The sequence below is a fragment of the Pseudonocardia autotrophica genome, from assembly GCF_003945385.1.
Lineage (GTDB): Bacteria > Actinomycetota > Actinomycetes > Mycobacteriales > Pseudonocardiaceae > Pseudonocardia > Pseudonocardia autotrophica.
On record NZ_AP018920.1, the window covers coordinates 1696212 to 1722532 of the forward strand.

Below are 26321 nucleotides of genomic sequence, written 5' to 3' on the forward strand. Positions count from 1 at the left end.
AGCGTGCTCGTCGCGCTGGTGGGTCTGCAGGACACGACGGTCGTTGCGCATCGGCCGGGCACCGATGGGGCCGCGGTGAGCGTGCGGGTCGGTGGGGCGCTGGTCTACATGCACGACGCGGAGACGGTGTCCGCGGTCGCCCGGACCTGGAACGCGAGCCGTGGCGCCGTGCGGCTGCTTCCCCGGGAAGGTGACGCCAAGCGGGTCGAGCCACTTCGTGGCGTCGCGGACCCGGCCGTGATGGTCGAGCTGTCCGATGGCCCCGTGGTGTTCGCCAGCCTGGAGCGTCCGCCCGGACGCAACAGCTACCTGCGGGTGGCGCTCGGGCGGGTGATGTTCGACGTGCGCGACCTGGGCGCGTACCAATCGACGAAGGCGGCTTTCCACCGGGCCGAGGAGCTCGCCGCCACCGCGTTCCTCCCCATACGCGAGGTAAGCGCGCGTGAGCAGGCGGCGTGCGCGGCCGCTCGAGCATTCGCCGTGCCAGCCAGTCTGGTGCGGCGCTCGTCGTCGTCCCCTCGACCGGCCGCCTCTGGCGCCCGGGCCTCGGCGAGGTCATCGCGGTCTACCGCACAGAGGGCAGTGTGATGACCGCTCCGGACTATCCGCTGCCGACGTTGGGCGGTTACGAGACCTACCAGCTCGCGCAGATCGCCACGTTCATCGCTGATCGGCTTGCCCGGCACCGCGCCTCTGCCCGCGGGCGCGGCGGCCGGGCGGCCCGCGCCACGGCGGTGCGGGACCTGACCGCAGCGGCCACGGCACTCGACGCCGCGATCGGCGCCACCGAACCGACCCCGACCGGACGGCTTCCCCGGCCGCTCGACATGGCCTCGTACACGGCGGCCCGGGAGCTGATCAGCTCCGGGCCGCGATCGGCCGACGTCGTCTCCCTCGCCGGTAGCGGCGGGCAGGGATGGGCGGTGGTGGGAAACGTGCCGGGCATCGGTCCGGTCGGCGCTGCGGTCGGCGCTCGGGACATCGCCGACGCGCTGCGCGTGCACCTGTTGACCAGGCCGGTCGCGGAACTCGCTCCGTGGGCCGTGAGCGGGGCAGCGGCCCCGGTTCCGACGCTGCCCCGCCAGGTCGATCTGGCCGCGTTCGTCGAGCAGCTCGACCCGGCTCGGGGCATCGATCGTGCTGTCGCAGGGGCGTTGCGCGGGACGGACCGTCGCACCGATGCAGCGATCCGGGGCCGGTTCCACGGCGTCGACCTCGACGCGCCACCTGTCGTGCGGCCACCCGGCCCCACGGCGCAGGCAACTGCAGCGCCGGGTCGCCGGGCGCGGCGGGCCGTGGTGCGGTCGGCGCCGCGCCGGTTCATGATTCAAAGACCGGCTGCGCCGATCGTGCCGAATACCAGCGCCGGGCCATAGGGCACGATGGCGTGCCGGTCCCGGACGCTCATCACGGCAGTCGTCACACCCACCAGCAGCACCACCGCGACAAGCCCGGCGAGCAGTGCGCCATGGTGGCCGAGGACGATGGCCAGGGTCGGTATCAGCTTCACATCACCCCACCCGAGCGCGTCGGTGAGCATCACGGTGGCCAGCGCGGCGAGGACCGTGACGACGGCTGCGGCAGCGATGCCGCGAACACCGTCCGGACCCGAAGCGGCTGCGGTCAGCAGGGTCGCGCCGAGCAGCGGCCCGGTGAGCAGGTCGGGCAACCGTCCCTCGTACGCGTCGACGACGGCCGCGGCCGGACCGAGCAGCACCAGCGGCAGCAGCACCGCCGCCGGCCGCGATCCGTCCGCCACGAACGCGGCGACGACACCAACGGCAGTGGTGAGGGCCACGGTCTCGGCAGGTCCGGGATTCCACACCGCGTGCATCCTGCGCCGGGCCAGTACGAGCGTGAGCGGGCCCAAGGTGGCCGCGGCAGTCGTCGCGGCGACGACGCCGCTCGTCATGAGCGCGGACGCCGGAGCCCGGCCGGGAGCAGGTCGTGGAGCACGGCGAAGCTGTCTGGCGCCAGCTCCTCGGGCACGTCGAAGCCGCGCGCGTCGAGCAGCACCGTCGCGTACATCTCGAGTTCGGCACGGTTGTCCTCGGCGTGGGCGATGCGCATGAGGTCGACGAGAGGGCGGTCGAACGCGGCGTCGATGTCGACCATCCGGGCGTGCTCGGCGGCCCGGCGGGCCAGCGCGGTGTCCTGCGCGGCGAGGGCAATGTCGACGAGTTCGTGTGCGGTGTCGACGATGAACCCAGGGATCTGCAGGTCGTGGCGCTGGTCGTGATTGTTGAGCCAGGCGTACCCGCCGGGGCGCAGACTGCTGAACACCGGCCCGCGGATGAGGGCGAGGGCCGCGCTGTAGTCGTCGACTGCGCCTGCATGGCCTGCCGCGTGGCGGGCCTGGGCGCGTTTGCGGAGCCGGCGGAACAGGTCCCAGTCGAACAGATGCCCGCGCAGCCGGTAGCTGCTGTCGTTCTGCATGCCGCTGACGAAGGTCGCTTCCGGATCGCCGCCGTAGCCTTGACCGGCCCAGCGGCGGGCGCCGTAGAGGGCGTGCCGGATCGTGCCCGGGCTGATTCGCCGCCCGTCGGACCACAGGTCGGTGACGGCCTTCGCGGTAGTGACCCCCAGCGGGTGCAGCGCCAGGTAGACCAGCACCTCGGCGAACCAGCTCGGTCGGGCTGTCGGGAACGGGCCGGGTGCCCGCACGGCGGGCTCGCCGAGGATCGCGATCATCGGCACCGACGGTTGCCCTGTGTCGAGCCAAGCGGTGAGATCGTCGTCGAGGTGCGGGTCCTGGTGATCGACGGTGGCGAGTAGGCGGGCGGCGCCGGGATCGGCTGACGGCTCGGGTTGGCGGGGTTCAGGGATCCCCGTGTCCGCGCTGCCGTCGACGTCCTCCGGAGCACTGAGCGAGCCGTCGTCCTGCATCCCCGATGCCCAGGGTTCGGGGTTGCCGGCCGGGCCGACCGGAACTGGCGGGTCAGCCGTCGAGCCGAGGATCGCAGCCAGGTGGGTGCCGGCGTTCTCGGTGAGCTGGGCGGCCTGCCACGGGCCGTCGTCGATGTCGGGCAGTTCGAGCAGACCGTCGTCCCCGATGCGCAGCTCCGCATCCGCCGGGTCGAACACGACGACCGCAACGGCGCTGGATCCTGGATCGGCCGCAGCGAGGGCGTCGAGTCGGACCCGCTCGTCCTGATCGGGTTCGGTCGCGACCAGCAACACGGTGGGGAGCCAGGAGTCTGCAGCGACATCGCGCAGCCTGCCCTCGACGACAGAGGTGATCTCCAGCCGCTGCAGCTCGGCGCCCACGGATGCGGTCCGGTGCTCGATCTCGGTGAGAGCTGTTGTCAGATCGGTGACGACGAGTAGCTGCTCAGGGTTGAGTGCGGGCAGCTCGTCGCCGAGCCCGACGAGCAGCACCTCGGTGTCCTCGGCGGTGTGGCTGGTGGCCAGCTCCGCGGCGATGTGGCGCAGCAGTGCGACGCAGCGCGCGGGCTCACCTCCGATCCGCAGGACGCCGCGCTGCTCCAGGTCGATGAGCAGGGTGCGGTCGTCGTCGGTGGCCACCGACACCAGGGTCGGGAACGGAGCGCAGCACCCGGCGGCCTCGTCGGCGGGGACGGGGAGCGGGTCGTCGGCGTCGAGTCTCCACTGGTCATGCTCGCTGAGGGCGACGAACGGTGCCGGGAGCGACGTCGACTCCGCCAGGGTGACCAGCGCGTCGGTGCATGTCAGCCGGGCGGAGCGCAGGACCGGGACCGGGATATCCCCGCGGTCGGGGTGGGCGAGCGACCGCAGTGCCAGATCAAGGTGGAGGGTCGGTGAGGTCTGTGCGGCGTGTTGGGCCGACCACTCGACACGACCGGGTTCGTCGGCAGGGACGGCGATGCGGTGCCTGCTCGGTCGGTGACGTAGCTGCCGGCGCCGCCGCACCGCGAGCGCGGTGAGCATCCCGCCCACGACGAGTGAGGACACTCCCAACGCAGCGATGCTGAGACCCGGTCCCGCTTCTTCGGCGCCGGCCGAGGCGGCGATGTCCGGGACTGGGAGCGGCGTGGGCTGTGGCGTGACGAGGGTCGAGTCCGCATCACTGTCGGGCTCGGATGGCACGACCGTCGGAGTCGAGGTCTCCTCGGCAGGGGGTGGTGTTGCCTCCGGCATCGGGACGGCGGGCACCGGCGGGTCGGCGTGCGGCAGCGGTGTCGCGGGCAGCGCGAGAGCCCATCCTGGGTAGATCAGATCGGGGTCGGCGAGCACGCCCCCGGTGGGTTGCGGGGTGGCGGTGTTCGCCGCGAAGAGATCATCGGCGCGTGCGGGATCACCGAGGTGTTCGGCGGCGAGCCCGGTCAGGGTGTCGCCGGGCTCGACCCGAATGACCTCCCGCGCGTCGGCGGGTAGGAAGAGTCGCCAGCCCACGTCCAGCACCGATGCTTCGGTCAAGCGGCCGCCGTCGGCCTGCTCGCGGCCGGCGTTGAGGTCGTAGATCTCCCGCCATCGCAACGGATCTCCCAACGCCGTCTCCGAAATCCGCCACAGCGTGTCCCGCGCCATGACGACGTGCACCGGACCGGTCGGCTCCGGGTCGGACCTGGCTGCTGCGACGGAGATCAGGTCGGCGGTGCCATCGGACTGGATGAGTCCGGTCGAGGTGATTGCGGCGGTCGGGACGGCCATGGCGGGTCCAGCTCCGAGCATCATCGCGACGAGCGCGGAGGCGATGCTGCGGCCCAGCCCGAAGCCGGGCAGGTTGATCCGCGGCGCCGACCGGTGCGCGAGCGCAGCAACCAGCTCGCCGACGATCGACACCGCCAGCACGAACCACGCGCAGACGCCGACGAGCGCGAGGAACGCCATCAGCAGCGTGCCGTCGTCCGGGCGTAGGAGCAGCTCGACGACCGACATCCCTTCCGGCACGACGCGATCGATGAGCGGCGGGATGAGCAGCACGAATGCGGTCGGGATGCCGACCACGATTCCGGCTACGGCGGCGGTCGCTGCGAGCGCGGACGCGACCCGGGACAGGAGCCTCACGGCGGGCCTCCGTCGGGAGGCACCGCGACCAGCACCGCTTCTGCGGCGCCCCTGCTGGTGATCTCGGTGCGACCGACAAGACCCAGCAGAACGGTGGGCTGGGTGATCCGGGCCTCGACCCGGATCCGCTGCGGTGCAACGACCGTGACCGTCCCGTCGACCCCGGCGGCGGCGAGGTGTGCCTGAGCCGCCGCGACTGCCCCGGCCGGGTCGACCACCGCCGACCCACGTCGCAGCTCGTCGACGTCCAGGGCTTGCCCTGCGGCCCGGGCGGCTTCCTCGGCGACCGCGTCCGCGGTGGCGAGACCTTGTGCTGCGCGCACCCCGTCGATGCCCAGCCCGATGGCGGCCAGCAGAGCGAGCGCGGCGATCGCCATCGGCGCGCTGACCGCGCCGCCGCCCCGTTCCCGATCGACTTTGATGATCATCTGATTCGTTCCCGCCATGTGTCCAGAGGACTGGTGGAGGTCGAATCCACGGTGCGGGTGCCGGGAGCTCCGGGGAGTCCGAGATCGGCCCAGCTGATCGTGCATCGCACCGTCGCGTTGACCGATGCGGCCGTGCCGAGCGGTCGGGCAAACCCGCTCGTATCGACCGCGACGTCAACAGATGTGCATCGCAGTCCCTGCTCGGCCAGGGTGAGCGCGGCCGCGTCGTACGCGACGGTGGTCGCGGTGGCGGCGTCGCGCTGCAGGGACGCCAGGCGGGCCGCGGACCGTGCGGCGTGATCGGTGGCCGCCTCGGCCGCGACGAGCCGGCCGCCGGCGATGGCGAAGGCGATGAGCAGACCGAACACGACGGCCAGCACCGCAGCCTCGACCGACGCGCTGCCGCCCCGCTCGCCGCGAACGTCGACGATCATGGTGTGACCCGTTCGAGCCCACCGACGGCTTCCTTCGAGATCGCGAGCGGAACACCGGGGATCAGCGACAGCGCCGTGCCAGTCACCTGGACCCGGAGTAGCCCCGTGCCGTCGTCCACGGTGGCCGTGATCGAGACGTCGGTCAGCGTGGTGCCTCCGGCGCGGGCGAGAAAGTCCTCGGCGTCACGCCGGGCGGCGTCGGTCACCGACTCGGTGGAGTAGTAGCGGCCGGACCGCAGGCCGTCCTGTGCGGCGGTCAGGGCGAGCTGGCCGGCGTAGAACAGCAGGGTGACCTGCACGACCGCGAGGATCAGCATGGTCAGCACACCCCACAGCAGCGCCATCTCGACGCTGGTGGCCCCACCTCGCTCGTCCACGGTTTGTTCGCCTACCTCAGCGCGCCGAGCTTGTTGGCGATGTACGCAGTCACGCCTGCGGCGATCGTTCCGGCGATCACGGCACCGGCCGAGATGTGGAATCCCTCGTCGGTGTTGCGGCCACCGCCGCGCTCGTCAAGGGGCTCCAATCGCGCGCGGATCGCCCAGGCGCAACGGTGCAACCACGTGGTGAGTTGCTGGATCATGCTGACCTCCGATGTGTCAGACGCTGCCGAGCAGCGCGGTTCCTGCTGGAAACAACACCCACATAGCGATGAGGAAGACCTGCAGCGCCCCGGGTGTGCTCATCTGGCCGCTCGCCCGGTGGGCGTCGGCATGTTCGTCGGACCGGAGCTCGTCGCCGAGGCTCTCCGCACGGGCGAGCAGGGTGCCGACCACCGCCGCGCCGTCCTGTCCGGCAGTAGCGGCGATGGCCGAGAGATCGGTCAGCTCGTCGATATCGACGCGCTCGCCGAACCGCCGCAGTCCCTCCCACGGCATCTCGCCGGCACGCTGGGCGAGCTCTAGCTCGTCGCGCAGGCGCCGCAGGGTCCAGCTGTCGGCGAGCAGCTGCCCCGGCAACGTCAGCGCGGTCGACACCCCGGCGCCACCGCGCCGGAGCAGGCTGACCTGCTGCAGGTAGGCGACCAGCGCGGACCGCAGCTGGTCGCGGGCGTCCTCCGCACGGTCACGGGTGCGGCGAGCGTGACCGGTCCAGCCGATCAGCAGCCCGACGAGAGTGAACCCGGTCGGCACGACGACGGGGATTCCGGTGGCGAGCAGGGCCATTACGACGGCCAGGGCTGGACCGGCCGCGGCGAGGGTCGCGGCGGAGGTCGCGGCGCCGATCAGGAACCGGTCACGCCCGATCCCGAGGAGGTCCAGATCGGTGTCCTGGACGGCGCTGGGCAACCGGCGCAGGACCGGGAGCAGCAACCGCTCGCGTCGACCCTCAGGCTCGTGCGCGGGCCGGACTCTGCGCTCGTCAAGAGCGGCGAGGGCGTCGACGAGCACCGGATGGCTTCGACTGCACGCGGCGACGACCAGCGCTACCGATACCCCGACCAGTGCGCCCGCCATCAGCACGAGCCCCAGACCGCCGGTCATGGCGCGCCCGCCCTACTGAGAAATCTGGGTGGGGTCCGACCGAGCGACAGGCGGCGCATCCACACCAGCAGCCCACCCGTGCCGGCGAGCAGCACCGCCATGACCACCTGACCAGCAGGGGTGCTGTAGGGCGCGGCGAACGTCGGGACGACCGCGAGCAGGACGAGCAGGCCGGCCTGGATGAGCAGGAGGATGCGGATGGACTGCCGGGACTCCGCCCGGGCCGCCTCGATCTCGCGGCGGGCACGGACGTCGCGGGCGACACCGTCGGCGAGCTGCCGCAGTACCTCAGCGATGCCGCTGCTCTGCTGGTGCAGGGCGAGAAGGAGAGCCGCGGCCACGGTGTCGCCGGTGCGGTCGTCGACCGCGTCGGCGAACTCGCGCAGCGCTGTGGCGGGATGGCCCTGCTCGGTCTGCTGGCGGCGGGCCAGGGCGCGCACCGCGTCGGAGATCGGTCCGTCGACGCGGCCAGCTGTCGTGGTGATCGCCTGGGCGAGCCCGATCGCCCCGCCGCCGGTGAGGGTGTCGGCCATGCGGCGACACCAGCTCTCCAGCGCTTCGAGCGTGGCGATCCGCTCCTGCACCACGCGCGCCGAGCCCAGCAGCCACGGCAGCCACAGCCCGGCCAAGATGGTCGCAACGCCCGCGACCGGCCACCCGGTCATGACCCACACGACGGCTCCCGCCGCCACCCAGCCCACAGCGCGGCGCCGGCGATCCGTCCGCGACCGGGCCGGGTCGCCCATCGCGGCCCACATGCGGCGGAGTCGCTGCAGCCACGGCGGCGCGGGCGCGGCGGGCAGGCGCGGCTCGGGGGGTCGTCCGCGGATTCCGGCGACGACCAGCATGGCCCCGAGGGCGAGGCAGGCTCCGGCCGCCGCTGCGGCGAGCGCGCCGAGCGTCATCGGGACCACCCGCTCGCGTCGCGCAGGAATCCCAGATCGACGCCTGTCTCCTCGAAGGGCCTCCGGTTCTGCGGGAGTAGCTGGAACACCGCCCGCGGATCGCCGTTGGGGTCAGGGGCGAAGACCCGGTTCATCGCGACCCCGCCGTTCTCCCCGACCGAGGTGACCTCGGCGACCTCGGACACGAACCGGGTCCGCCGAGCGCCGGGCACCACGGCGGTGTGCCGAAGATGGACGACGTAGTCGATGCCCTGCGCGGCCAGGCGGGTCACGAACGTGTCCGACCACCCGGACCCGGCCCCCTTCATCGTCGCGGTGACCAGCCGCTCGAACGCCTCCGCCGCGGACCCGGCGTGCAGCGTGCACATCGACCCCGGCATCCCGGCGTTCATCGCCTCCAGCATCGGCAACGCCTCCGCGCCCCGGACTTCGCCGACGATCACCCTGGTCACCGACATGCGCAACGTCTGGTGCAGCAGGTCCGACAAAGTCATCTCCCCGGCCGGGCGCCCCGTCGCCGGGTCACGCTCGGTCGAGCCGGAACGGCACTCCGCGGCGTAGAGCAGCGGAGGCCGGTTCGGGAGGCGATGCAGGTTCAGCTCGAACTCGGTCTCCAGGGTCGCGAAACGCTCGCACGGGTCGATCTCCCGGGCCAGAGCACGTAACAGCGTCGTCTTCCCGCAGGCGGGCATCCCGGTGACGAGGATGCTCCGGCGAGCGGTGACGAGACCGGCGAGGAACCGTGCCAGCGTTCCCGAGACCGTGTCGAGCCGGACCAGGTCGCGCAGCCGCACATCGACCAGCCGGTGCTTGCGGATCGTCACGACCGGGCGCGGCACCACCTCCCGCATCGCGGCCAGCCGTGACCCGTCGGGTAGCTGCATGTTCAGACACGGCTGGGCCGGTGAGAACGCCTTCTCCGAGCTGCCGTGGTTCGCGCCGATGTACTGCAGTTGCTGAACCAGGTCGGCGTCGGTGTCGGCGATCGGGCCGTCGGCGGCGCGGATCGATCCGTCGGCCATCCGCAGCATCGGCACGTCGCAGCCGTTGATGTGGATGTCCTCCACGTCGGGGACATCGAGCAACTCCTGGATACGGCCGAGGCCCCACACCGCGTTCTCCACCGCGCGGACGACGGCGCGTTCACCGTCCTGGGTGAGCTGCGTCTGGCCCTTCGCGACCCGTCGCCGCGCTTCGACGTCGAGCTCGGCCTGCACCCAGGCCAGAACGAGCTGGCGCTGATCGGCCGGATTGAGCCGATCCCGGTTGGGTGTCTCGGCCAGCCGCTGCACGACCGCGGCATGGACACCTCGGGCCAGGTCATGATCCACCGGTGCGCGACGTGACACCCCGTTCACGGGTCGCGTCATGCCGCACCTCGCGCGCGCCCACCGATTGCCATGATCCTGGTGACGATGTGGCGCGCCTCGCGCTGCAGTGGGCTTCGCGTGAAGGCCCGCCACGGGCGAGCGCCGTCGCTCCACACTGCGGCCGCCCTCGGATCGTCCGGGAGCTCGCCCAGCAGCGGCAGCCGGCATGCCGCGGCGATCTGGGCCGCCGGGTACGGCTCGTCCGCATCGACCACCAACAGCGACACCCGCGGGTCGTCCGGCCCGACGGCCAGCTCCTCTTGGAGCAGCGGCGCGATCCGTGCTGTGGCGCGGACGGCGCGCAGCGAGGACGCGGTGATCAGTACCAGTGCGTCGCACTCGCGCAGCAGCGGAGCGACGCCGTCGGCTGCGGCGAAACGGCCGCAGTCGGCCAGGACGTCGGCTCCGGTCAGCCGGGCCAGGGCCGAGCCCAGCCGCGACCAGGGCACGCTCGTCGCCTGCCCGACGCAGGCCAGCCCGGCGAGTACCGGCGGGGCGTGTGGCGCGGGCTTGTGCACCCGGCGGGTCAACGCCTCGTTCAGACCGGTCGAGCGCAGGTCGACGACCACCTCTGCCAGCCCGGCAGTCGACGGCCACTCACCTTCGCCGAGCCCGGCGCGAATGTCGCCACCGAACGGATCGGCTTCCAAAACCAGCGCGGTCCGCGGCCAGACAGAGGCGAGTGTGAGCGTCGAGGTCGTCACGCCCGGGCTGCCCTTCGCCGAGGCCAGGCCGATGAGCACGCCGCTCACCCCCGACCCACGAGGACGACCGCGATGCGGTCCTCGACGGAAGCGAGTGCCAGCTCCTCGGCATCGGCCTGTGGAACGAGGACGTCGATGCTGCGCCGACCGGTTACATCGGCCTCGCCCGCTCGCACGATCGTGGCGCGCCTCGGCGGGCTTCCACCACCGGTGATCACCAGCACTTGGTCCCGTGCCGCGAGCGGCGACGACGGGACCCGGCCCGCCTCGACGGACAGCCCCACCACCGCCTCACCCGGAGCCGGGCTGCGGTCTCCGGTCACGGAATCGGCCGTTATCGTCTGCCCGGCCCGCAGGTCGGTAGCCGCAAGCATGCCCACCACCGTGCCGACGTCGCGCCAAGCGACGGTGGTGAGCCCAGCGTCCGAAGGAAGCTGCACCTCGCGGAGGTCGGCGATCTGGACGACGGCGCCGAACGGCACGGGGCGAGCCATCGCGACCACTCCGTCTCGGACCACCGCGCCGCGATAGGCGTACGCGGCGAGGAACGCACCGGCAACGGCGAGCACCACGGCGAGCAGGAGCAAGCGCGACGAACGTCGGCGGCGCAACGGCCGCGGCGCCGGATCGGGGCGCTCGGCGGTTCGGGGAAGGGTCGTGGTCATCGGTCACCACCGCCGTCAACAAGTACCTGAACCTCGCCCACTGCTAGCGAGGTGTCGGCCGATACGCGCACCGTCTGCTGCCCGTCGACGGGTAAGCCTCCACTCACTCCCGACCAGGTGACCGTCCACACGCTGGTAGCCGTGACGGTCCAGCGTCCGCTCCCCGCGGTGCGTTCCGGGAGCGACCGCAACTCGTAGACGTATCCGCAATCCGGCGACGAGCCGTCCTGGCCCGTCCACGGCGTGCCCGGCCCTGTGCACCGCACGGTCGCGCCCGGAGGGCCCATCGACCACTCGACCGCCGACAACCGGCCCACAGCGGTGACCTGCGCCGCGCCGGCGGTGGCGGTCGCGGACACCGGGCCGGCGCCCTCGTCGTCGATCCACAGCCACATCGGTACGCCGATGAAACCCGTGTCGGCGACCGAGGTGTGAACCGCTGGTGGGGCCAGGGTCAGCTGCTCGACGGCACGTTGGGTCAGTAGCTGCCCGATCACCACGGGGTCGGGCGCCGGCAGTCTGTCCACGGGCACGCCGTTCAACAGGTCATTCGGATCGATGGGCATGCCCTGCACCCACCCCCCGTCCCCGAACGGCTTCGCCACGATCCGCGGCCGGGGCGGTTGTGTCGAGGCATCGGCGCCGCCGCTGGGCCGGCTCCGTTGCGAGCGAGGCTCCGCGGAGCTCTCGTCGTCGCGATCCGGGTCAAGGGGTCCACCCGGGCGGCCTGGGTCGTACGCCGCGACCACGCATCGGCCGATGCTGTCGATCACGACGCAGTCGGGCGGTTCGGTATCCGCGGCCAGCACCATCACGACGGCCGGGAGGATCGCGGCGAGGCCCGGCGCGGTCAGCACGGCTCGCCCAGGGAAGGTGCTGTGCGCTCAACTATCCAGCGCCCGTCGAGCAGGACCAGCTCGGCGCGGAACCGATATCTAGGGACCCGGTTCTCCAAATCGTCCAGAACGTTCCCGGTGGAGTCGGCCACGAGGCGGGAATCTCCGAGATCCACGCAGTCGACGATCTCGATCCGCTCGGCCGTCATCTCGCCCACGGTCGGCTCGCGTGTCACGGCCCCCTCGGCATGCGCTGGGACGCTCGCGTAGTTCGCCACGTCGACCTGCAGTGCCTCCCGGGCCTGCCCGACCGCGACCTCCTCGATACGTTCCGTCCAATCTCGCGATGCGGGCGCGGCGAACGCTGAGTCGGTCACCGTCCAGAACTCCTCGTACGCCGACAGCGCCTGCTGCGCCTGCGCGGTCGTGCTGGAGGGGGTCGGCGGCGCGCTGTCCGGCGCCATCGAGCAACCCGATAGCAGGACAGCGACGAGCATCATCGTGGGAGCGATCCGCCCCAATGTGATGGTCACTTCATCCCCTCCTCTGCCGGTGCTGCTGATGGTGCGGTCGGGCGTGGTCGATGCGTTGTCGATCCGTTGTCGATGCGTGGTCGCGGCCCGGTCGACAACGGTCACAGGCCTACCACCGCGCAATTTGCGCCGTGGGCGAATGACTTCAAGTCGCTCGAATGGAGCAATGGCCAACCACGCATCGACCACGGTCATCGTGCAGCGGGTGCCGTGTCAGGGCTGGACGCGCGTCGCGGTCGGACACTCGGAGCCGAGGCCCCGGGCAGTCAGCATCACCGGCGGAACAGGAACATGACTACTCCAGCGCGCGTTGTGGCCCGCGCGACCCAGACCATGCCGAGCCCGGCAACGACGTAGGCGACTGGGAGGAGCAACCAGAGGCTGTCTCCGACACCGTGTTGGCGTACCGGCCACACCACTCCGGATGGGCCAGGACCGAATCGAGCCTCGAGGTTCTCGCTCGCAAAGATCATCGCCGCTCCGTCAGGTGCCCCGGCCGACCCGAGCACGCGGACGTGGACCGAGTCGACGGGCAGCCGGAGCGATTGCCACACGACCTCAGCGACCCGGTCAGCGGCAGCGTCGACAGACCGCGGATGGCCGTACGGGTCGTGGCAAACCGTCGCCGTCACGTCCATCACGACCTGCGACCCGACCATCGTGGACGAAGCGGTGACGACGGCGCATCCGGCGCGTGTGTCGAGGTCGCCCGAAGACGACGAGGCGGACGCACAACCTGTGAAGGACAGCGCCACGGTGATCGGTAGGGCGAGGCACAGCACCGCCCGCAGAGAGGTCATGGGTCCGACGCTCGATGAGAGCAGCGGCGTGCGCAACGGCGAATGCAGCGACTGTGGATAGCCCTATCCCGGATCGTTGTAGTTCGTTGTCGAGCTCCTGCAGCGAGCGGGCGGCCACCTCCCGGCCTGCCGCTCGGACGCAGGTCTGGGCAGGATCAGCACATGGCTTCGACGACGACGTTCCTCAAGTCCCTCGACGGTACGAGGTTGGCGGCTGACATCTCGCGTCCGATGAACGTGGAACGCGGCGTGGTCCTGGTCCACGGTGGCGGCGTCACCCGAGACGAGGGCGGGTTCTTCGTCCGGCTGGCTGACGGTCTCGCTGCGGCCGGGGTGGCGTCGGTGCGGTTCGACCTGCGTGGTCACGGTGAGAGCGGGGGGCGGCAGGAGGACCTGACCTTGGCCGGGGTCGGCAATGACGTCCGCGCGGTGGCCGAACACCTCGCGTCGACCGCCAGCCTGGACCGGGTGAGCGTGCTCGGGGCGAGCTTTTCCGGTGGCGTGTGCGCGGTACTGGCCGCCCGGCACCCACAGCTGATCGACCGGCTGGTGCTGTTCAACCCGCTGCTGGACTACAAGAAGCGGTTCATCGACGACAAGGAGTACTGGAGCGGCGACCGGATCGACGAGCCGGCGGCAGAACGGCTGGCGACCGATCGGTACGTCGCTCATTCCCCGTCGTTCCGGTTGGGTACCGGGCTGCTCAACGAGGTCTTCTGGTGGGACAGCAGAGCCGAGCTCCCGAACGTGACCGCGCCGACGTTGATCGTGCACGGCACGCACGACACGTTCATCCCGGTAGCGTCCTCTCGGGCCGCCGTCACCGCCCTGGGCGGTCCGGCTCGGCTGCGCGAGCTGGACGGCGCGCAGCATGGGCTGGCGGTACACGACGACCCCGGCTACCGGCACCCGCAGACCCTGCGATGGCAGGCATCGGTGATCGAGGAGACCGCGGAGTGGCTACGAGGGTGAGGGTTGCGTTGCGGTGCGGAGCGCGTCCTCAAGTGCCCTGACCTGGGAACGCTGTCGCCACGGTTGCAGCGTGCCGAGGAGCGACCGGGCTTCGGCGATGCTGCGCCGTGAATGGGTGGCGACGGCCACCGGTAAGGCGCCGCATGCGGTGCGGGCGGCCTCGTCCGGTTCTCCGGACAGCGCGAGCGAGGTGGACAGCAGGATCCGGAAGTACGCGTCGTCTCGTGCCGAGGCGACTCCGCCCGCGAGGATGCGCTGGTAGAGCACGACGGCCTCGGCGGGCCGTCCGGCCTCGGTCAGGCACACCGCGGTCTGCAGGGTGAGGAGCTTCTCGCTGTAGTGCGCGCCGGGCTCGTCCGGAGCCTGCTGCCCCGCCGCTCCGCTCAGTTCCTCGCGGGCCACGTCCAGTCGGCGCCGCACGTCCCGGTCCGTGGCGCCGAGCATCGCCTCGCCGCGAGCCCGTTGCTGATGGATCTCCGCGCGGAGCCCTCGCCCGAGCGCCGCCTTGCCCCGATCTGCGGCCACCGTCAGGTCGAGCATCCGTCGGGCGTCGCGCTGGTCGTACGCGGCCTGCGCCTTGCGCAGCAGCACGTAGGACTGCATAGCGACGTCGTCACCCTGTTGCGCCCACTCCATCGCCCGGTCGTGCCAGTGGAGGGAGCGGACGCGGTCGCCGAGGTCGCGGTAGAGGAAGCCGACGAACTCGGCCGAGCGGGCGGCGATCCCGAGCAGTGTTGTTCGATCGGCACCTTGGCTGGCACGTAGGGCAGTGTTGATCGAGGTCAACGCGCCGAGCACGCCGGCGAGTGCGCGGTCCGAGCCCTGCGCTCGGTCGAGCTGCTGGAGGTGTTCCAGTACGCGGCGGTAGTCCGCCGGCGAGGACTGGCCGAGGCCACCGCCGATGACTGCGGCGGCCAGCCCGGCGATTCCGGTGCGAAGGACGTCGCGGCGATCGAGCGACACGTCCGCAGGCTGCACGTTGTCGTTCGGTCCGGGCAGGCCCGCGCCGGCTCGGCCTCGCCGGGTGGGTCGGAAACCGAGTTGGGCGTCGGAGGAGACGTCGAGAACGGCGCGCAGCGCCGACCGGTATGCAGCGCTGGGCCAGCGGACGACACCGCGCTCGTAGCGCGCGATCGTGTGGGCATCGAGGGCATAGCGCGTGTGGGTGGTCTGCCACAGGTGCGCGTTGGCCGCGTCGGCGAGCTCGCCGCGGCTCATCGGCTCGCCGTCGAGCGCTGGCGACGGGCGGGACAGTCGTGCGGCCCTCAGGGCGTCGTTCGCCCCCACGCTGCCTCCCTGGGTCGGTCGTGCCCGTGCGGTTGCGTCACAGAATGCCCGACGATGCCCGGCCGCGTGCCCTGTTCGTCGCGAATGTGGACGCGCACGCTCGGTAGGTGCCAGCCCCAGCCGACCCCGCCGACTCCGTTCTCGTCCTCGCTGCCCGGCTCATCGGCGCTGATGCCGGATCGGTGCAGCGGGTGCGGGCCAAGCACCAGCGGCGGGCGGACGGGCACTGCACATCCTGCGGGAGAAGGAGTGGGTCGTGGCCGTGCTTCGTGCTGAGCGCGGCGTTGGAGGCGGACCGGCTGGCTGGGCGGTCTGCCGATCAGCAGCTGATCTTGCCTCCGTCGTCCAGGCGCTGGCCGAAGCAGCCGTGAGCCGGTGGCAGGTCGAGGCTTTGCGTGGGATGCACGGATCATGCATCCCACGGAATTATGTTCACTATTCCCGGACGCTGACGTGGATGTGGTCGTAGTGCCCTCCGGTGGCGTCCGCCGGGTCGTAGACGCCGCCGCCGGTGTACGGGCGGCCCCAGCCGTTGTTGTCGGGGGTGTCGGGTGACCAGAATCGGCCCTGCCAGATCAGATACTTGACCTTGAGCGTGGCGGCATGCGTACGCAGCCAGGTGGCCAGGCGCCATCCGTTCTGGAGTTCCTGGCCCTGCGGGAACTGGCCTGCAGCGGCGGGGAAGTAGTCGCAGGCCTGGCCGCGGGGGTGGTCGCTGTCGGGGTTCCAGGCGTGTTGGTCCCAGCATCCCGCGGAGCGGATCGGGGCGTCGGGGCCGGGTGCGCCGAAGGCGCGGACGATCTCGTCGTGGGCGTGGCGGGTGGCGGATGTGAGGCAGCGGCCGCCGGTGGGGTCGTCGGCGGTGCACAGGGCGCTGAGTCCATCGAAGGGCGTCGGTGCGGGCAGGTCCTCCACGGACACCGGCCCTGCTGCGGCGCCGTACTGCGTGACGAGGGTGTGGACGCGGTCGACGTAGTTCGTGACGAGGTCGGCACAGGTCCGGTCGCAACCGGCCTCGCCGGCGGTGGGGATGCCGGTGGCCGAGTCGGTCAGGCGGCCACAGCCGGCGATGTGACAGACGAGCATTCCGTCCAGGGCTGCGGTCGGCTTGCCGGTGGCCTGCAGGTGCGCGGCGGCGGCGCGCAGGTTGGCGCACACCCATGGGATCGCGCGGCGCAGGTGCTCGTCGGGTTGCAGGACGTCGGCGTCGGCGGGCGGTGGGGCCGTCGCCCAGGCCGCGCCGCCGGCGTCGGTCCAGTTGGCCTCGTTGAGCTGGTAGAGCCCGGCGGCGCCGCCGTTGCGGTCGCTGCTGAACGCGGTGGGGTCCCAGCTCGACTCGGCCTGGACGTGGGCGATCACCCACAGCGGCGGGAGTTCCGGACACTCGGTGGCGGTGACCGTCGCGATCGTGTCGAGGTGCTGTACGGCGAGCGCGGGGATGGCGGCGGTGTTCACCGCGCTGGCCGGTGTGGCGGTGGCGAGCCCGCCGAGCAGCGCGGCGATCAGCAGGAGCGGGATGAGCAGGGTGGCGACCAGGCCACCGCCGGTGATGAGGAAGGCGCGCACGCCGTCACTCGGGTGTCCGGGTCGGCAGGGTCGCGATCGGGGTGTGCCCGTTGAGGCTGCGGTAGCGCTCATTGTGCGTGCAATCGGCGAACGTGCCCAGCGGGGTGAGCAGCTCTCGCAGGCACGGGTCGAGGTGGTCGCGGATCCAAATCGACATCGCGGCTCCCGGTTCGGGGGCCAGTTCGGCCCAGGCGCGCCGAAGCGCTTCGAGGCGGAACACGGCCTCGGGGTGTTCCCACCACAGCGGGCACCAGGTCAGCTCGCCGCGCAGCGGACGGGCGATCATCGAGGCGATCGTGTCGTGCACCCAGACGATCAGAGCGTCGATGTCGAGCTCGTCCTCTCCGTCGTCGGGGGACTCCGTGACGGGTACGCCGTTGAGCAACTCGTCGAGGAGGTCGGACTGGTGGGTACGCCAGGCTTCGAGGGCCTGGACACGAGCACACAGTTCAGCGATCAATCGCTCACCGGACGGCTGGATGGGCTCCTCGGGGGCACTAGCGTCGGACATGGTCATGGTCGGGTTCCTGTCGTTCGAAGGATCGGGAAGCCGCGCGCCGCTGGGCCGGTCGGGTCCGGGCGGTTGATCGGGTTGTCGGGGCCGAGCGCGGCGGCGGCGGCGCGGCGCAGCTCGGCCAGCGCGGTGCCGGCGTACTCGTCGATGTCGGTGTGGTCGTGCTCGCGGTACCAGGGGTGCAGCCGTCCCAGCCCGACCCGGCGTCCGGTGGACAGCAGCACAGCCTGATCGCGGGGGATCGCGCGCAGCGTCGACGGGGGCATGACGGGTTCGCGTGCCTGGGAGTACTGCCGCGAGTGGCGGCTGCGGTCGACGCTGGTGGAGATGCGCTCGACGTAGTGGTCGCCGATGAGACCGGAGAGCTTCTGCAGGAACGCGTGGTCGTCGACGCCGGCGCCGACGAGCTTGACGGTGGCGGCGGACCAGAGGGCCTGCATACCCTGCTCGCCCCAGACCCCGGCGCCCTGCTGGTAGCTCTGCAGCATGGTGACGACCTGGATGCCGCGGGAGCCGTAGTGGCTGTAGAGCTGGGGCAGGGCGCGGATGGGGCAGATGTTCGCGGCCTCGTCGAGGACCGCGACGACGGGCGGTTCGAGGCGGCCCCCGGAGGCTTGGGCGAGGAGCTCGGCGATCTCCAGGATCCTGTCGACGAGCGCGGTGACGACCGGTGCGGCGGTGCCGGCGCCCTCCTTGGACAGCAGGTGGATCGTGGCGCGACCGTGGCGCGCGGCGGCGAGCAGATCCCACAGGTCCAGCTCAACGGGTGGCCGTTGCTCGGGCAGATCGCGCCAGGTCGCGGGCGGGGTGATCCACCGCATCAGCCGCTCGCTGGTGAGGGCTTTGGTGGCGGTGCGGGCGGTCTGGAAGATGCCTTTGGTGGTGACGTCGGCGCCGGACAGGGTCGCTTCGAGGTCGGCGGCCTCGGCCTCCGCGCCGGCGTTGTCGAGGGCGGCGATCGCTCCGCGTTGACCGGGTTGGAGCCAGGCGAGGACGTCGCGCATGGTGGCGTCGCTGATCGCGGCGGCGAGCAGGGTGGCGGTGAGGACCTGTTCGCCGGCGGCGTGGAAGAACGGGTCGCGGCGTTCGCCGCCGATGGTGCCGACGAAGTGCCCGGCGAGGCGGGCGGCCGCTTCGATACGTTCGGCGGGGCCGGCGTCGCGGATGCTGCGCAGCGGGTCCCACCACCAGGTCTGCTCGACGTGGGCGATGCGCTGCGGGTCGAACGTCCACACCGGGCCGGCGTTAGCGCGCATCCCGGCGGTGAGCGCCCACAGGTCGGCCTTGTTGGAGGTGGCGACGGCGAGGCCGGGGGCGGCGAGGACGGTGGGGACGGCGATCGCGCTGGTCTTGTTCGACCGTGGGCCCATGATGACCAGGGCGACGTCCTCCCAGGACATCCACACCTCGCGCCGGTCGACCGACAGCAGCCGCAGCCCATGGCCGGACGGGTCGAGCTCGCCCGCGGTCGGTCGGAGTTGCCTGGCTCGTTTCACCGCGGCCGGTCCGGTCAGGTCGCCCAGCTCGCGGGCCCGCAGCAGGGAGCGCCGCGGGTCGTCGGGCCTGCTCCGACCCGCGACCACCATCCCGACGGCGACCGCGCCGATCGTCTCGGCGATGACGGTGACGGACAGGACCGCGAGGAAGATCGGGGTGCTGGCGCCGGGCGGCAGGACGGCGGCAGGTCCTCTGCGAAGAAGGTCGATCAGCAGCGCGAGGTCGGGCGGCGGGGCGTCCCAGCTGCCGGTGCCCGCCAGCGCGGCGACACCGGCGGCGACCCAGACATCGCCGACGAGCACGGCGGCGCCGGCGATCGCCCCGAGTAGGACCAACGGTGCGGCCGCCTCGCGCAGCAGCCCCGGGGTCACGGCGTGCTCCGGCGGAAGGCGCGGTCGGTGTCGTGCAATGCGACCTCGGTCGGGGTGAGGGTGAGCGCGACCGGCAACCCGACCCGCTGCCCGGACTTGATCAGGTACTTGCCGCGGCCGGGATGGACCCGTCCGGCGTGCCAGGTCGGCGGCGCGGCCCAGGAGGTGATCAGGGCGGCCTCGCCCTCGCTGAGCGAGGTGATGCGGCGCAGCCCGTCGAGTTCCTTCTCGGCCATCCCGCCCAGCAGCAGCACCCCGTTGCGCGACGCCATGCCGCGGGCCTTGGCCCGGTCGGCCTCGGTGGGCAACGCTTCGAGGTCGTCGAGGGAATGGGTGACCTGGAACGACACCACCCCGCGGTGCCGGCCCAGGCGGGTGATCCGGTCGGAGCGCTCCACCAGGCCCGGCGCGACGCGCAGGGCTCGCCACAGCTCGTCCTGCACCTGCACGACGTTGCGGCGACGCTCGCCGTAGGCGGCGGCGTCGGCCAGGGCAGCGGACCACGCCCACGAACACAGCATCGCCGCGGCGACGACGTCGTCGTCATCGTCGTCCAGCGCGCTGATATCCAGGGAGAGGGCGGGGGTGTCGGGGTCGAAGCGGACGCTGCTGGGGCGGTCGAAGATGCCGCGGATCGCGCCCTCGCACAGCAGCCCGAGCGCGTTGACCAGCGAACGTGACGTGCGCCGGAACTCGATGTCGTCCTGCGTAGCCGCGATGGTCAGCAGCGGGGTGGCGGCGGAGAGCAGGACGGCGAGGACGTCGGGAATCAGCGGTTCGCGGTCGGCGGAGGTGTCGACGGCGAGGTCGAGCGCGGCTCCGAGCAGGCGGCGTTCGGTGACGTCGGGTTCGTCGTGGCGGACGATGGTGATCAACGCTTCGAGAAGCGTCAGTCGCCGGGCCCGCAGGGTCTCCAGCAGTCGCGTGCGATCCGCCGCCGGGGCTGTCAGCAGCGCCGCGCGGAGCGGGCCGGCATCGAGCGGGTTGAGGGCCTGCAGGCCCCGGCCGAGGTGCCACACCGAGCCACCGAGCGCCGTGACGAGCGGGGTGTACTCGCCCTTCACATCGCCGGGGATCACCGCGCGCATCCCGAACGCCACGAGGCCGGCGAGCATGCGTTTGGTGATGGAGGACTTCCCGATCCCGGGTTGGCCCTGCACCCAGACGCCGGTGTTGGAGACCAGGCCACAGCGCAGCCAGTGCGCGGGGTCGAGCCCGATTGGTTCGGCGGTGTGCAGGTGACGCCCGATCGGTACGCCGCGCACGTCGCAGCCCGACGGGGTGGCGAAGGGGAACAGGCCGCAGACCTGGCTGGTGGTGCCGGCGAACCGGTTCCCGGCCTCGACGTGCCCTGCGCGGCCGCCGCCGGGGACGGCCCATCCCCACGAGCGCGGAGCTGGATCTGTGCTGGTCATGCCGGTTCTCCGATCAGCGTCCGCGGCGGTGGGTGAGCAGCTCGGCGGGGTCGATCCCGACACCGAGGGCGGCCGCGAACCCGGCGGCCTGGGCGCCACGGAGGCGGCGCAGCCGCAGCTTCGACTGGCCGGCGCGTTGCTCGACGTCGGCGACCGCGGCGGGCAGGTCGTCGTCGTGCAGGACTGTGGTGGTGACGTAGAGGGTGAACCGGCCGACGCCGGCGCCCTGGGCTTCTTCACGGGCGGACTGCAGCGCGCGGGCGCGGTCGTCGCGGTCGCGTTGGGTCTCGTCGCGCCGCGTTCGTTCGGCCCAGGCGCGGCGGACCTGCCCGGAGGTGACCTCGTTCTCCACCTTCGCCGCGGCCTGCTCGGCCGGGTAGGGCTGATACAGCCAGGTGGTGCGCCGCGGGAACGGGCCGGGCGCGAACAGCGGTGCGAGCACGCCCGCGCCGACGGCCTGGCGGGGGGCCTCGCGCAGCGCCCAGGTCACCGACAGCCCACCCTCGTGGCGGTAGCTGTCCCAGCGCTCCCGGGCGGCGACCGGGCCCGCGTCGCGCCAGGCCAGCACCGAATCGGAGTCGTCAAGCCGGGCGACGTCGGGGCGCAGGTGCGGGTCGAACGCGGCGCGGATGCGGCCGGTGAGCCAGCCGGTGCTGGCCCGGCCGAGGATCGCGACGCCGCACGCGGCCAGGTTGTTCTCGATCGCGGGCAGCCGGCGGCCCACCTCGACCGCCGCGGCGAGCAGGTCGGTGGGCCGCGGTGTGGCGCGGGCGGGGTCGAGGCAGATCGCGACCCGGGCGTCGATGTCGGCGGTGCTGGCCGGGGTGAGCTCGGCCAGCTCGTCGAGGATGCGTCGGGCCAGCGCGGGCGCGGCCGGATCGAGCGCGCGGGCGATGTGGTCGCGCACGGTGGTCCCACCGGCCGGGGCGGTGTCGATGGTGACCGCGATGTGGCGGGTCAGCGGCAGGTAGCCCAGGTCGGCCAGCAGCGCACCCCAGGCCGCGACCCAGGTGTCGGCGCGGTCGGGATCGGCGAGGTCGAGCCCGATCGGGGAGCAGCGCAGGACCGCCGTCAGCGTCCCGGTCCGGCGGTGCCACAGCAGGGCATGACGGGCGCCGCGCCCGTCGTCGACGTCGAGCGGGCGCAGCGGCGCCAGCACCCCGGGCAGGTCCGCCGCGCGCGGGTGCTCGGTGAGCACCCCCGCGGACAGCTCGGTCCACCCGGCCGCCTGGGCGCGGTGGAATCCGGCTCGGCGCAGGACGACGTCGGTGGCGCTGACCCCGCCCACCCGGACCACCACCCCGGCGACGACGGTCACCGACGCTCCCAGCAGCGGGAGGGCCGCGGACGGGAACGCGGACACCGCGAGCAGCGGGGCCAGCACGGCCAGGAACAGGGCGATCGTCGCCGCGGTCGACAGTGATCCGATGCCCCAGCCGCGCTCGGCACGCCAGTTTCCGTACAACCGAGGCCCGCTGTCCGGGCCGGCCGGGTTGTCGACGCTCATCCGGGGCCACCGCCTTCGGGTGGCCCGGTCATCCCGCCGGCCGCAGCGCGCACGGCCGCCGCCCCGACGACGCCGGCCGCTGCCGCACCCCCCACCGCACCGGCGCCGGCAGCGGCGCCGGTCCCGGCTGCTGTCGACCCTCCGGTGGCCGCTGCGGGCGCGGCACCGGCCGGGGGCGGGGAGCCCCCGAACGTGGCATAGGAGCCGGGCCCGCCGTTCTCCATCGCGGCGGCCCGGTCGACTGCGCCGCGCCCGTAGCCCTGCGACATGGCGACCGCGCCTGCGGCGCCGAGGAACCCCGAACCGCCGCCACCGCCGCCGCCGATCTGGGTGCCGGACCAGGCGAAGAACTTCAGCAGCACCGGCATCGCGATCACGGCGAGCAGCAGCACCATGATCCCGGTGATCATGGTGCCGGCGTTCCCGGCGTGGGCGGCGTTCGGGGAGGACAGGTAGGAGAACCCGATGTAGTAGATGAACGCGGCCGCGGGCTTGTAGGCGACCATGGCGAGCAGCCACACCATGATCTTGTCCAGCCAGCCCCGTGTGGAGCGGGTCAGCGACCCGGACGCAGCCAGCGGGAGCATCGCGGCCAGCACCAGCAGCCCGGCCTGGCGCATTGCCATCAGCACCCACTGCACGAGTGAGAGCACCGCGGCGATCAACGACACCAGCAGCACCAGGAACGTGGCGTCCCCGTCGACGAGAACGTCTTCCATCAGCAGCGCGAAGTTGCTCGCGGCGCCGTCAAGAAGCTGGCTCGCCAACGCGTCCCCCGCGCGCAACGCGATCTCCAGGGCGACGAGACCGAGCGCGGACACCACCGCGAAGCGGATGAGCCCGCTCGCGACCATGACCAGCGGCTCGCCCTTGCGGGAGAGGATGATCCGGATCGACTGCACTAGCACCGACCCGACGAGGATGATCAGTATCAGCTCGCGGGTGGCGTCCTGCGCGGCGGCGACGGCAGGGTCGCGGGGATCGATGCTGTCGGTCTCGACCCACCACGTCGCGGTGGTCACGACCAGCTCCGCGGCGCCGCGGGCGACCTCGGCCACGATGCCCTGAAACGCCGATCCGATGGCCTGCCCGGTCTGGCAGCCCAGGTCGAACGTGCCGCATTCCTGGGCGGGCTGCGCGAGCGCGGTCATGGCGTCGGCCCCAGCAGCCGGTAGCCGGTGGTGTCCGGATGCAGGGTCGGGCGCCGGACGGGTACACGCAGCTGCCAGTCGTCGCCGACCCAGCGCAGGGCGGCATCCACGCGAGAGTAGCCGCCCATCGCCCGGGACTGCGCTGTGTCGGCCAGCAAGGACACCACGACGTGGTCGCCGCCGGCGTCACCGGCGATCACACGGAAGTACATGGTGCTCGGGGTGAGGTCTTCGCGTACGGCTGTGTCCGGGCGGGGCAGCGTCGTTGCCAGACGCTCCCGGGCGGCTGTGACGTCGCCCCAGCACTGCTGCTCCAGCGTTGCCTCCACGACGGGGGTACCGGCGGCCGCGGTGACGCGCGGTCCGATGTGGGTAGCAGCGAGGGCGGCCCCCAGCTCGTCGTGGCTGAACCCGATCGCCCGGCCGTCGAACTCGTGGAACGGGCCGTACCGCTGCGACGATGCGGCGACCCCGCCCGGCACGGCCACCAGCACCACCGGGTCCGGGGCGACGTCGGAGGCGGGTGGTGCGGTCGTGCAGCCGAGCGTCGCGGTGAGGACCGCGGCCAGGCACAGCGTGGGGCGGAGGCGGCTCATATTTGGAACGCCCCGACCAGCAATGCGGCGACCGATGCGAGCGCGAGACCGCCGATCACCCAGGCCGATCCGACGAGGCCCTCGTAGGCGGTGGCGGACCGGTTGCGCCGCCCGATGATCAGCATCAGTGCGCAGATGAAGATGCCGAGTACCCCGGCGACGATCACGCCCCACTTGAGCCAGCCGAGCAGCTCGCCGGCGAGCTCGCCGAGTCCCGGCGGCGCCACGGGTGCGGGGTTGGGCACGCTGGCCAGGTTCATCGGGTCCTCCCGAGGGTCGAGGATGAGGCGGCCCGCCCGGGGATCGGGCGGGCCGCGGCCGGGGAGCGGGTGTCCAGCGCGGCGCGCAGGTTGTGTGCGGCGTCGGCGTAGCGGCGCAGGCTGCGGGGCAGCTCGGTGCGCGGCACGGCGAGCAGGCCGCGGACCTCGTCGATGGGGACGGCGAGCTCGCGCCAGCGCCGGACGAACGGCAGCACGACCACGGCCGCTACGTGCGGCTCCAGGAGTCGCAACCGCGCGGACACCGGGCGGCTCGGGCCCGACGCGTCGGCAGCAGTGATCGCCAGTACCGGTTTGCGGCCGGTCGCGGCGGCGACGAGCTGGGCGGCGCGTCCGGCGCGGATCAGGGAGTCACCGGTGGCCCGACACACGAGCACGTCCACCGCGCGGCCGACGTACACACCGCGATCGGCGGCACCGATCGCCGTCGCGACGGTGGTCGCGCCGACCCCGCCCGCGACGCCCGCGACCGCCAGCCGGGTTCGCCGCGTCGCCCGCGACTCGTGGCGTGTCGCCCACGCCCGGGACGCTTCTGCAGCTGCCGTCATCGAAGCACCTCCCTTCGTCGTCGAGGAGGGAGCCTCCGAGGGGGGTGCTGCGGATGCGTGGTCGTCGCGTGGTCACGCCGCGGCCGCGTGCGACCACGTATCGACCACTGCCCAGCCACAAGGGGGAGCGCCACGGTTGTTACCCCGCCGTTCGAGGAGCCTCCGTTGACGATCCGCCGCGTGGCTATCCCCGGCCCGTCCGCGCCGGGGGAAAGGCGCTGGCAGCTGGTGGAGAACCTCTGCTGTCCGGTTTGTCGCCGGGCAGTGCGGGCTCGGGCGCCGGCTACTGGAAGGTTGCTGACGGCCCGGATCCTGCGTCGCCTTCGATCCCGCACTTGCGCTGGTCCCAGGTTCTCTCGGTGCAACCGGGCGCGGCAATCCGGTGGTCGATCCGTGGTTGGGGCCGACAACAGATCGACCACGCTGCCGCCGACCCGGCACCGGACCCTGCGCCAGGGCTAGAAACAGGTGCGCAGCGCGCGGAAGGGCGAAGCGGCATGGCATGGGTCCACGACACCGGGTACGCGCCGGCCTACGACCACACCGGCTACCCGGTGTCGGTTCTGCTCGACGGCACTGAGACCGCGAGCTCCTCGGCCCGCACCGCCTCCGAGGTGATCGGCTGGCGCTCGGCGTGCGAGTGCGGCTGGCGGGGCATGCAGTTCTACCCGCGCAGCGAATGGCTCAGCCGCACCGGCAGCGCCCCCGACGGCGTCGACGGCTGGGAGACCGGCACCGCTGCCTTCGCCGAGTGGGAGCGCCACCTCGATCGCGTCCTGCCCGAGCTCGCCGTTTACGACCTCGCCAAGCAACTTGCCGACGTCGAGGAACGACTTCACGCCGCCGTACAGGCAGCACGGTTCGCCGGCCTGTCCTGGTTGCGCCTCGGGGCGGTCGCCGGAACGACTCAGAACCTGGCTGTCCGCCGGTGGGGGCCTACAGGCCAGCACCTCCGCGCGGCCGCACCGGAGTGGCCACCCGGGTCGTGATTTTTACAAGATCCACACGGCCGGCACCGACCACAGTTGAACAACGCCGCCGTAGCACGCCGACAACGGAGCAGGTCACCGTCGCCGCCTGCCTGTCCCTGGAACGGCCGGAGGAGCGGCATGCAGCACGGATGTCGACTGGTACCGAACGGAAACCGTTGACGAGGTCGCCGTATCGCCATCCGGTGGTCGTCGCCAGCGTCACCGATGAACACGGTTCAGCAGCGCTTGCAGCGCACCTTGCCATTCATGAGGCGCAACGACCTTGTCGGTCCACAGCCCGACGGCGGAAAGTCGGCCGACACACCGGATCGCGGTAGCGTCGTCGAGGTTCGTGTCGGCCTGCGAGTGGTGCTCCCGCCGGAACTGCCTCACCTCACGCCCGCCGCGGCGAACGCCTTGCTCAAGTTGCTCGTCGGTCTGAGGGAGCGACTCGACCGAACGGAGTGATTCGGTGACGATCAGGTTTGCCTTTTACGGAC

At 72.2% G+C, this 26321-nt stretch carries 29 protein-coding genes; 5 read left to right on the forward strand and 24 right to left on the reverse strand.

Annotated elements, in window-relative coordinates; all coding sequences use genetic code 11:
- Positions 1–3 precede the first annotated feature (3 nt).
- On the forward strand, positions 4–588 hold the full coding sequence (locus Pdca_RS08210; RefSeq protein WP_085913797.1) for a hypothetical protein: 585 nt from the start codon (positions 4–6) through the stop codon (positions 586–588).
- Positions 588–1376, forward strand: a complete 789-nt coding sequence (locus tag Pdca_RS08215) for a hypothetical protein (RefSeq protein ID WP_085913796.1) — start codon at positions 588–590, stop codon at positions 1374–1376. The genes Pdca_RS08210 and Pdca_RS08215 overlap by 1 nt, the downstream gene beginning before the upstream one ends.
- Here Pdca_RS08215 and Pdca_RS08220 read toward each other — a convergent pair.
- The 14 genes from Pdca_RS08220 to Pdca_RS08280 form a co-directional block, all read right to left on the reverse strand.
- Complete coding sequence (locus Pdca_RS08220) at positions 1328–1912, reverse strand: prepilin peptidase (protein ID WP_085913795.1); 585 nt, start codon at positions 1910–1912, stop codon at positions 1328–1330. The genes Pdca_RS08215 and Pdca_RS08220 overlap by 49 nt on opposite strands.
- Complete coding sequence (locus tag Pdca_RS08225) at positions 1909–4989, reverse strand: LysM peptidoglycan-binding domain-containing protein (RefSeq protein ID WP_085913794.1); 3081 nt, start codon at positions 4987–4989, stop codon at positions 1909–1911. Before Pdca_RS08225 ends, Pdca_RS08220 begins: the two co-directional genes overlap by 4 nt.
- Positions 4986–5435 carry a hypothetical protein gene (locus tag Pdca_RS08230; RefSeq protein WP_141287068.1) on the reverse strand — a complete coding sequence of 150 codons (450 nt, stop codon included), beginning with the start codon at positions 5433–5435 and terminating at the stop codon, positions 4986–4988. The genes Pdca_RS08225 and Pdca_RS08230 overlap by 4 nt, the downstream gene beginning before the upstream one ends.
- A complete protein-coding gene (locus Pdca_RS08235) occupies positions 5414–5851 on the reverse strand; it encodes a TadE/TadG family type IV pilus assembly protein (protein WP_085913792.1) in 438 nt (145 codons plus the stop codon). The genes Pdca_RS08230 and Pdca_RS08235 overlap by 22 nt, the downstream gene beginning before the upstream one ends.
- Entirely contained in the window at positions 5848–6228 is a 381-nt protein-coding gene (locus Pdca_RS08240; protein ID WP_125911319.1) for a TadE family protein, read from the reverse strand. Before Pdca_RS08240 ends, Pdca_RS08235 begins: the two co-directional genes overlap by 4 nt.
- 11 nt (positions 6229–6239) lie before the next feature.
- A complete protein-coding gene (locus tag Pdca_RS08245) occupies positions 6240–6434 on the reverse strand; it encodes a hypothetical protein (RefSeq protein ID WP_085913790.1) in 195 nt (64 codons plus the stop codon).
- Between the two features lie 16 nt (positions 6435–6450).
- Positions 6451–7335: a hypothetical protein gene (locus tag Pdca_RS08250; RefSeq protein ID WP_125911320.1), complete on the reverse strand. Its 885-nt coding sequence runs from the start codon at positions 7333–7335 to the stop codon at positions 6451–6453.
- On the reverse strand, positions 7332–8240 hold the full coding sequence (locus tag Pdca_RS08255; protein WP_125911321.1) for a type II secretion system F family protein: 909 nt from the start codon (positions 8238–8240) through the stop codon (positions 7332–7334). Before Pdca_RS08255 ends, Pdca_RS08250 begins: the two co-directional genes overlap by 4 nt.
- Entirely contained in the window at positions 8237–9610 is a 1374-nt protein-coding gene (locus tag Pdca_RS08260) for a TadA family conjugal transfer-associated ATPase (protein ID WP_158092205.1), read from the reverse strand. Before Pdca_RS08260 ends, Pdca_RS08255 begins: the two co-directional genes overlap by 4 nt.
- The gene (locus tag Pdca_RS35410) at positions 9607–10362 is read right to left on the reverse strand and encodes a CpaE/TadZ family protein (protein WP_158092204.1); all 756 of its coding nucleotides are present in this window, start codon (positions 10360–10362) and stop codon (positions 9607–9609) included. The genes Pdca_RS08260 and Pdca_RS35410 overlap by 4 nt, the downstream gene beginning before the upstream one ends.
- Positions 10359–10901: an SAF domain-containing protein gene (locus Pdca_RS08265; RefSeq protein WP_166665918.1), complete on the reverse strand. Its 543-nt coding sequence runs from the start codon at positions 10899–10901 to the stop codon at positions 10359–10361. The genes Pdca_RS35410 and Pdca_RS08265 overlap by 4 nt, the downstream gene beginning before the upstream one ends.
- Positions 10902–10975: 74 nt before the next feature.
- Positions 10976–11836 carry a hypothetical protein gene (locus tag Pdca_RS08270; protein WP_085913785.1) on the reverse strand — a complete coding sequence of 287 codons (861 nt, stop codon included), beginning with the start codon at positions 11834–11836 and terminating at the stop codon, positions 10976–10978.
- A complete protein-coding gene (locus tag Pdca_RS08275) occupies positions 11830–12543 on the reverse strand; it encodes a hypothetical protein (protein WP_125911322.1) in 714 nt (237 codons plus the stop codon). Before Pdca_RS08275 ends, Pdca_RS08270 begins: the two co-directional genes overlap by 7 nt.
- Before the next feature lie 77 nt (positions 12544–12620).
- A complete protein-coding gene (locus Pdca_RS08280) occupies positions 12621–13148 on the reverse strand; it encodes a hypothetical protein (RefSeq protein ID WP_085913783.1) in 528 nt (175 codons plus the stop codon).
- A gap of 162 nt (positions 13149–13310) precedes the next feature.
- Here Pdca_RS08280 and Pdca_RS08285 point away from each other — a divergent pair, with 162 nt between their 5' ends.
- Positions 13311–14120 (forward strand): alpha/beta hydrolase family protein, encoded by an 810-nt coding sequence (locus tag Pdca_RS08285; protein ID WP_085913782.1) that lies wholly within the window; start codon positions 13311–13313, stop codon positions 14118–14120.
- Here Pdca_RS08285 and Pdca_RS08290 read toward each other — a convergent pair.
- The 10 genes from Pdca_RS08290 to Pdca_RS08335 all read right to left on the reverse strand — a co-directional run bounded on the left by Pdca_RS08290 (position 14109) and on the right by Pdca_RS08335 (position 24850).
- On the reverse strand, positions 14109–15407 hold the full coding sequence (locus Pdca_RS08290) for an NsdA family TPR-like regulatory protein (RefSeq protein WP_085913781.1): 1299 nt from the start codon (positions 15405–15407) through the stop codon (positions 14109–14111). The genes Pdca_RS08285 and Pdca_RS08290 overlap by 12 nt on opposite strands.
- Before the next feature lie 435 nt (positions 15408–15842).
- Positions 15843–16973: a VldE C-terminal domain-containing protein gene (locus Pdca_RS08295; protein ID WP_085913780.1), complete on the reverse strand. Its 1131-nt coding sequence runs from the start codon at positions 16971–16973 to the stop codon at positions 15843–15845.
- 4 nt (positions 16974–16977) lie between these two features.
- Positions 16978–17490 (reverse strand): DUF4913 domain-containing protein, encoded by a 513-nt coding sequence (locus Pdca_RS08300; protein WP_085913779.1) that lies wholly within the window; start codon positions 17488–17490, stop codon positions 16978–16980.
- Complete coding sequence (locus Pdca_RS08305) at positions 17487–19355, reverse strand: type IV secretory system conjugative DNA transfer family protein (RefSeq protein WP_085913778.1); 1869 nt, start codon at positions 19353–19355, stop codon at positions 17487–17489. The genes Pdca_RS08300 and Pdca_RS08305 overlap by 4 nt, the downstream gene beginning before the upstream one ends.
- A complete protein-coding gene (locus tag Pdca_RS08310) occupies positions 19352–20770 on the reverse strand; it encodes an ATP-binding protein (protein WP_085913777.1) in 1419 nt (472 codons plus the stop codon). Before Pdca_RS08310 ends, Pdca_RS08305 begins: the two co-directional genes overlap by 4 nt.
- Positions 20771–20783: 13 nt before the next feature.
- Entirely contained in the window at positions 20784–22277 is a 1494-nt protein-coding gene (locus tag Pdca_RS08315) for an SCO6880 family protein (RefSeq protein WP_085913776.1), read from the reverse strand.
- The gene (locus tag Pdca_RS08320; protein ID WP_085913775.1) at positions 22274–23428 is read right to left on the reverse strand and encodes a hypothetical protein; all 1155 of its coding nucleotides are present in this window, start codon (positions 23426–23428) and stop codon (positions 22274–22276) included. The genes Pdca_RS08315 and Pdca_RS08320 overlap by 4 nt, the downstream gene beginning before the upstream one ends.
- Positions 23425–24024 (reverse strand): DUF8175 domain-containg protein, encoded by a 600-nt coding sequence (locus Pdca_RS08325; RefSeq protein ID WP_085913774.1) that lies wholly within the window; start codon positions 24022–24024, stop codon positions 23425–23427. Before Pdca_RS08325 ends, Pdca_RS08320 begins: the two co-directional genes overlap by 4 nt.
- Entirely contained in the window at positions 24021–24284 is a 264-nt protein-coding gene (locus Pdca_RS08330; protein WP_085913773.1) for a hypothetical protein, read from the reverse strand. The genes Pdca_RS08325 and Pdca_RS08330 overlap by 4 nt, the downstream gene beginning before the upstream one ends.
- Positions 24281–24850 (reverse strand): hypothetical protein, encoded by a 570-nt coding sequence (locus tag Pdca_RS08335; RefSeq protein ID WP_085913772.1) that lies wholly within the window; start codon positions 24848–24850, stop codon positions 24281–24283. The genes Pdca_RS08330 and Pdca_RS08335 overlap by 4 nt, the downstream gene beginning before the upstream one ends.
- Positions 24851–25347: 497 nt before the next feature.
- Between Pdca_RS08335 and Pdca_RS08340 the strand changes: the two genes are divergently transcribed.
- Both Pdca_RS08340 and Pdca_RS08345 read left to right on the forward strand, forming a co-directional pair.
- The gene (locus Pdca_RS08340) at positions 25348–25839 is read left to right on the forward strand and encodes a hypothetical protein (protein WP_085913771.1); all 492 of its coding nucleotides are present in this window, start codon (positions 25348–25350) and stop codon (positions 25837–25839) included.
- 249 nt (positions 25840–26088) lie between these two features.
- Positions 26089–26289, forward strand: coding sequence for a hypothetical protein (locus Pdca_RS08345; protein WP_125911323.1), 201 nt, complete (start codon positions 26089–26091; stop codon positions 26287–26289).
- Positions 26290–26321: the final 32 nt, after the last annotated feature.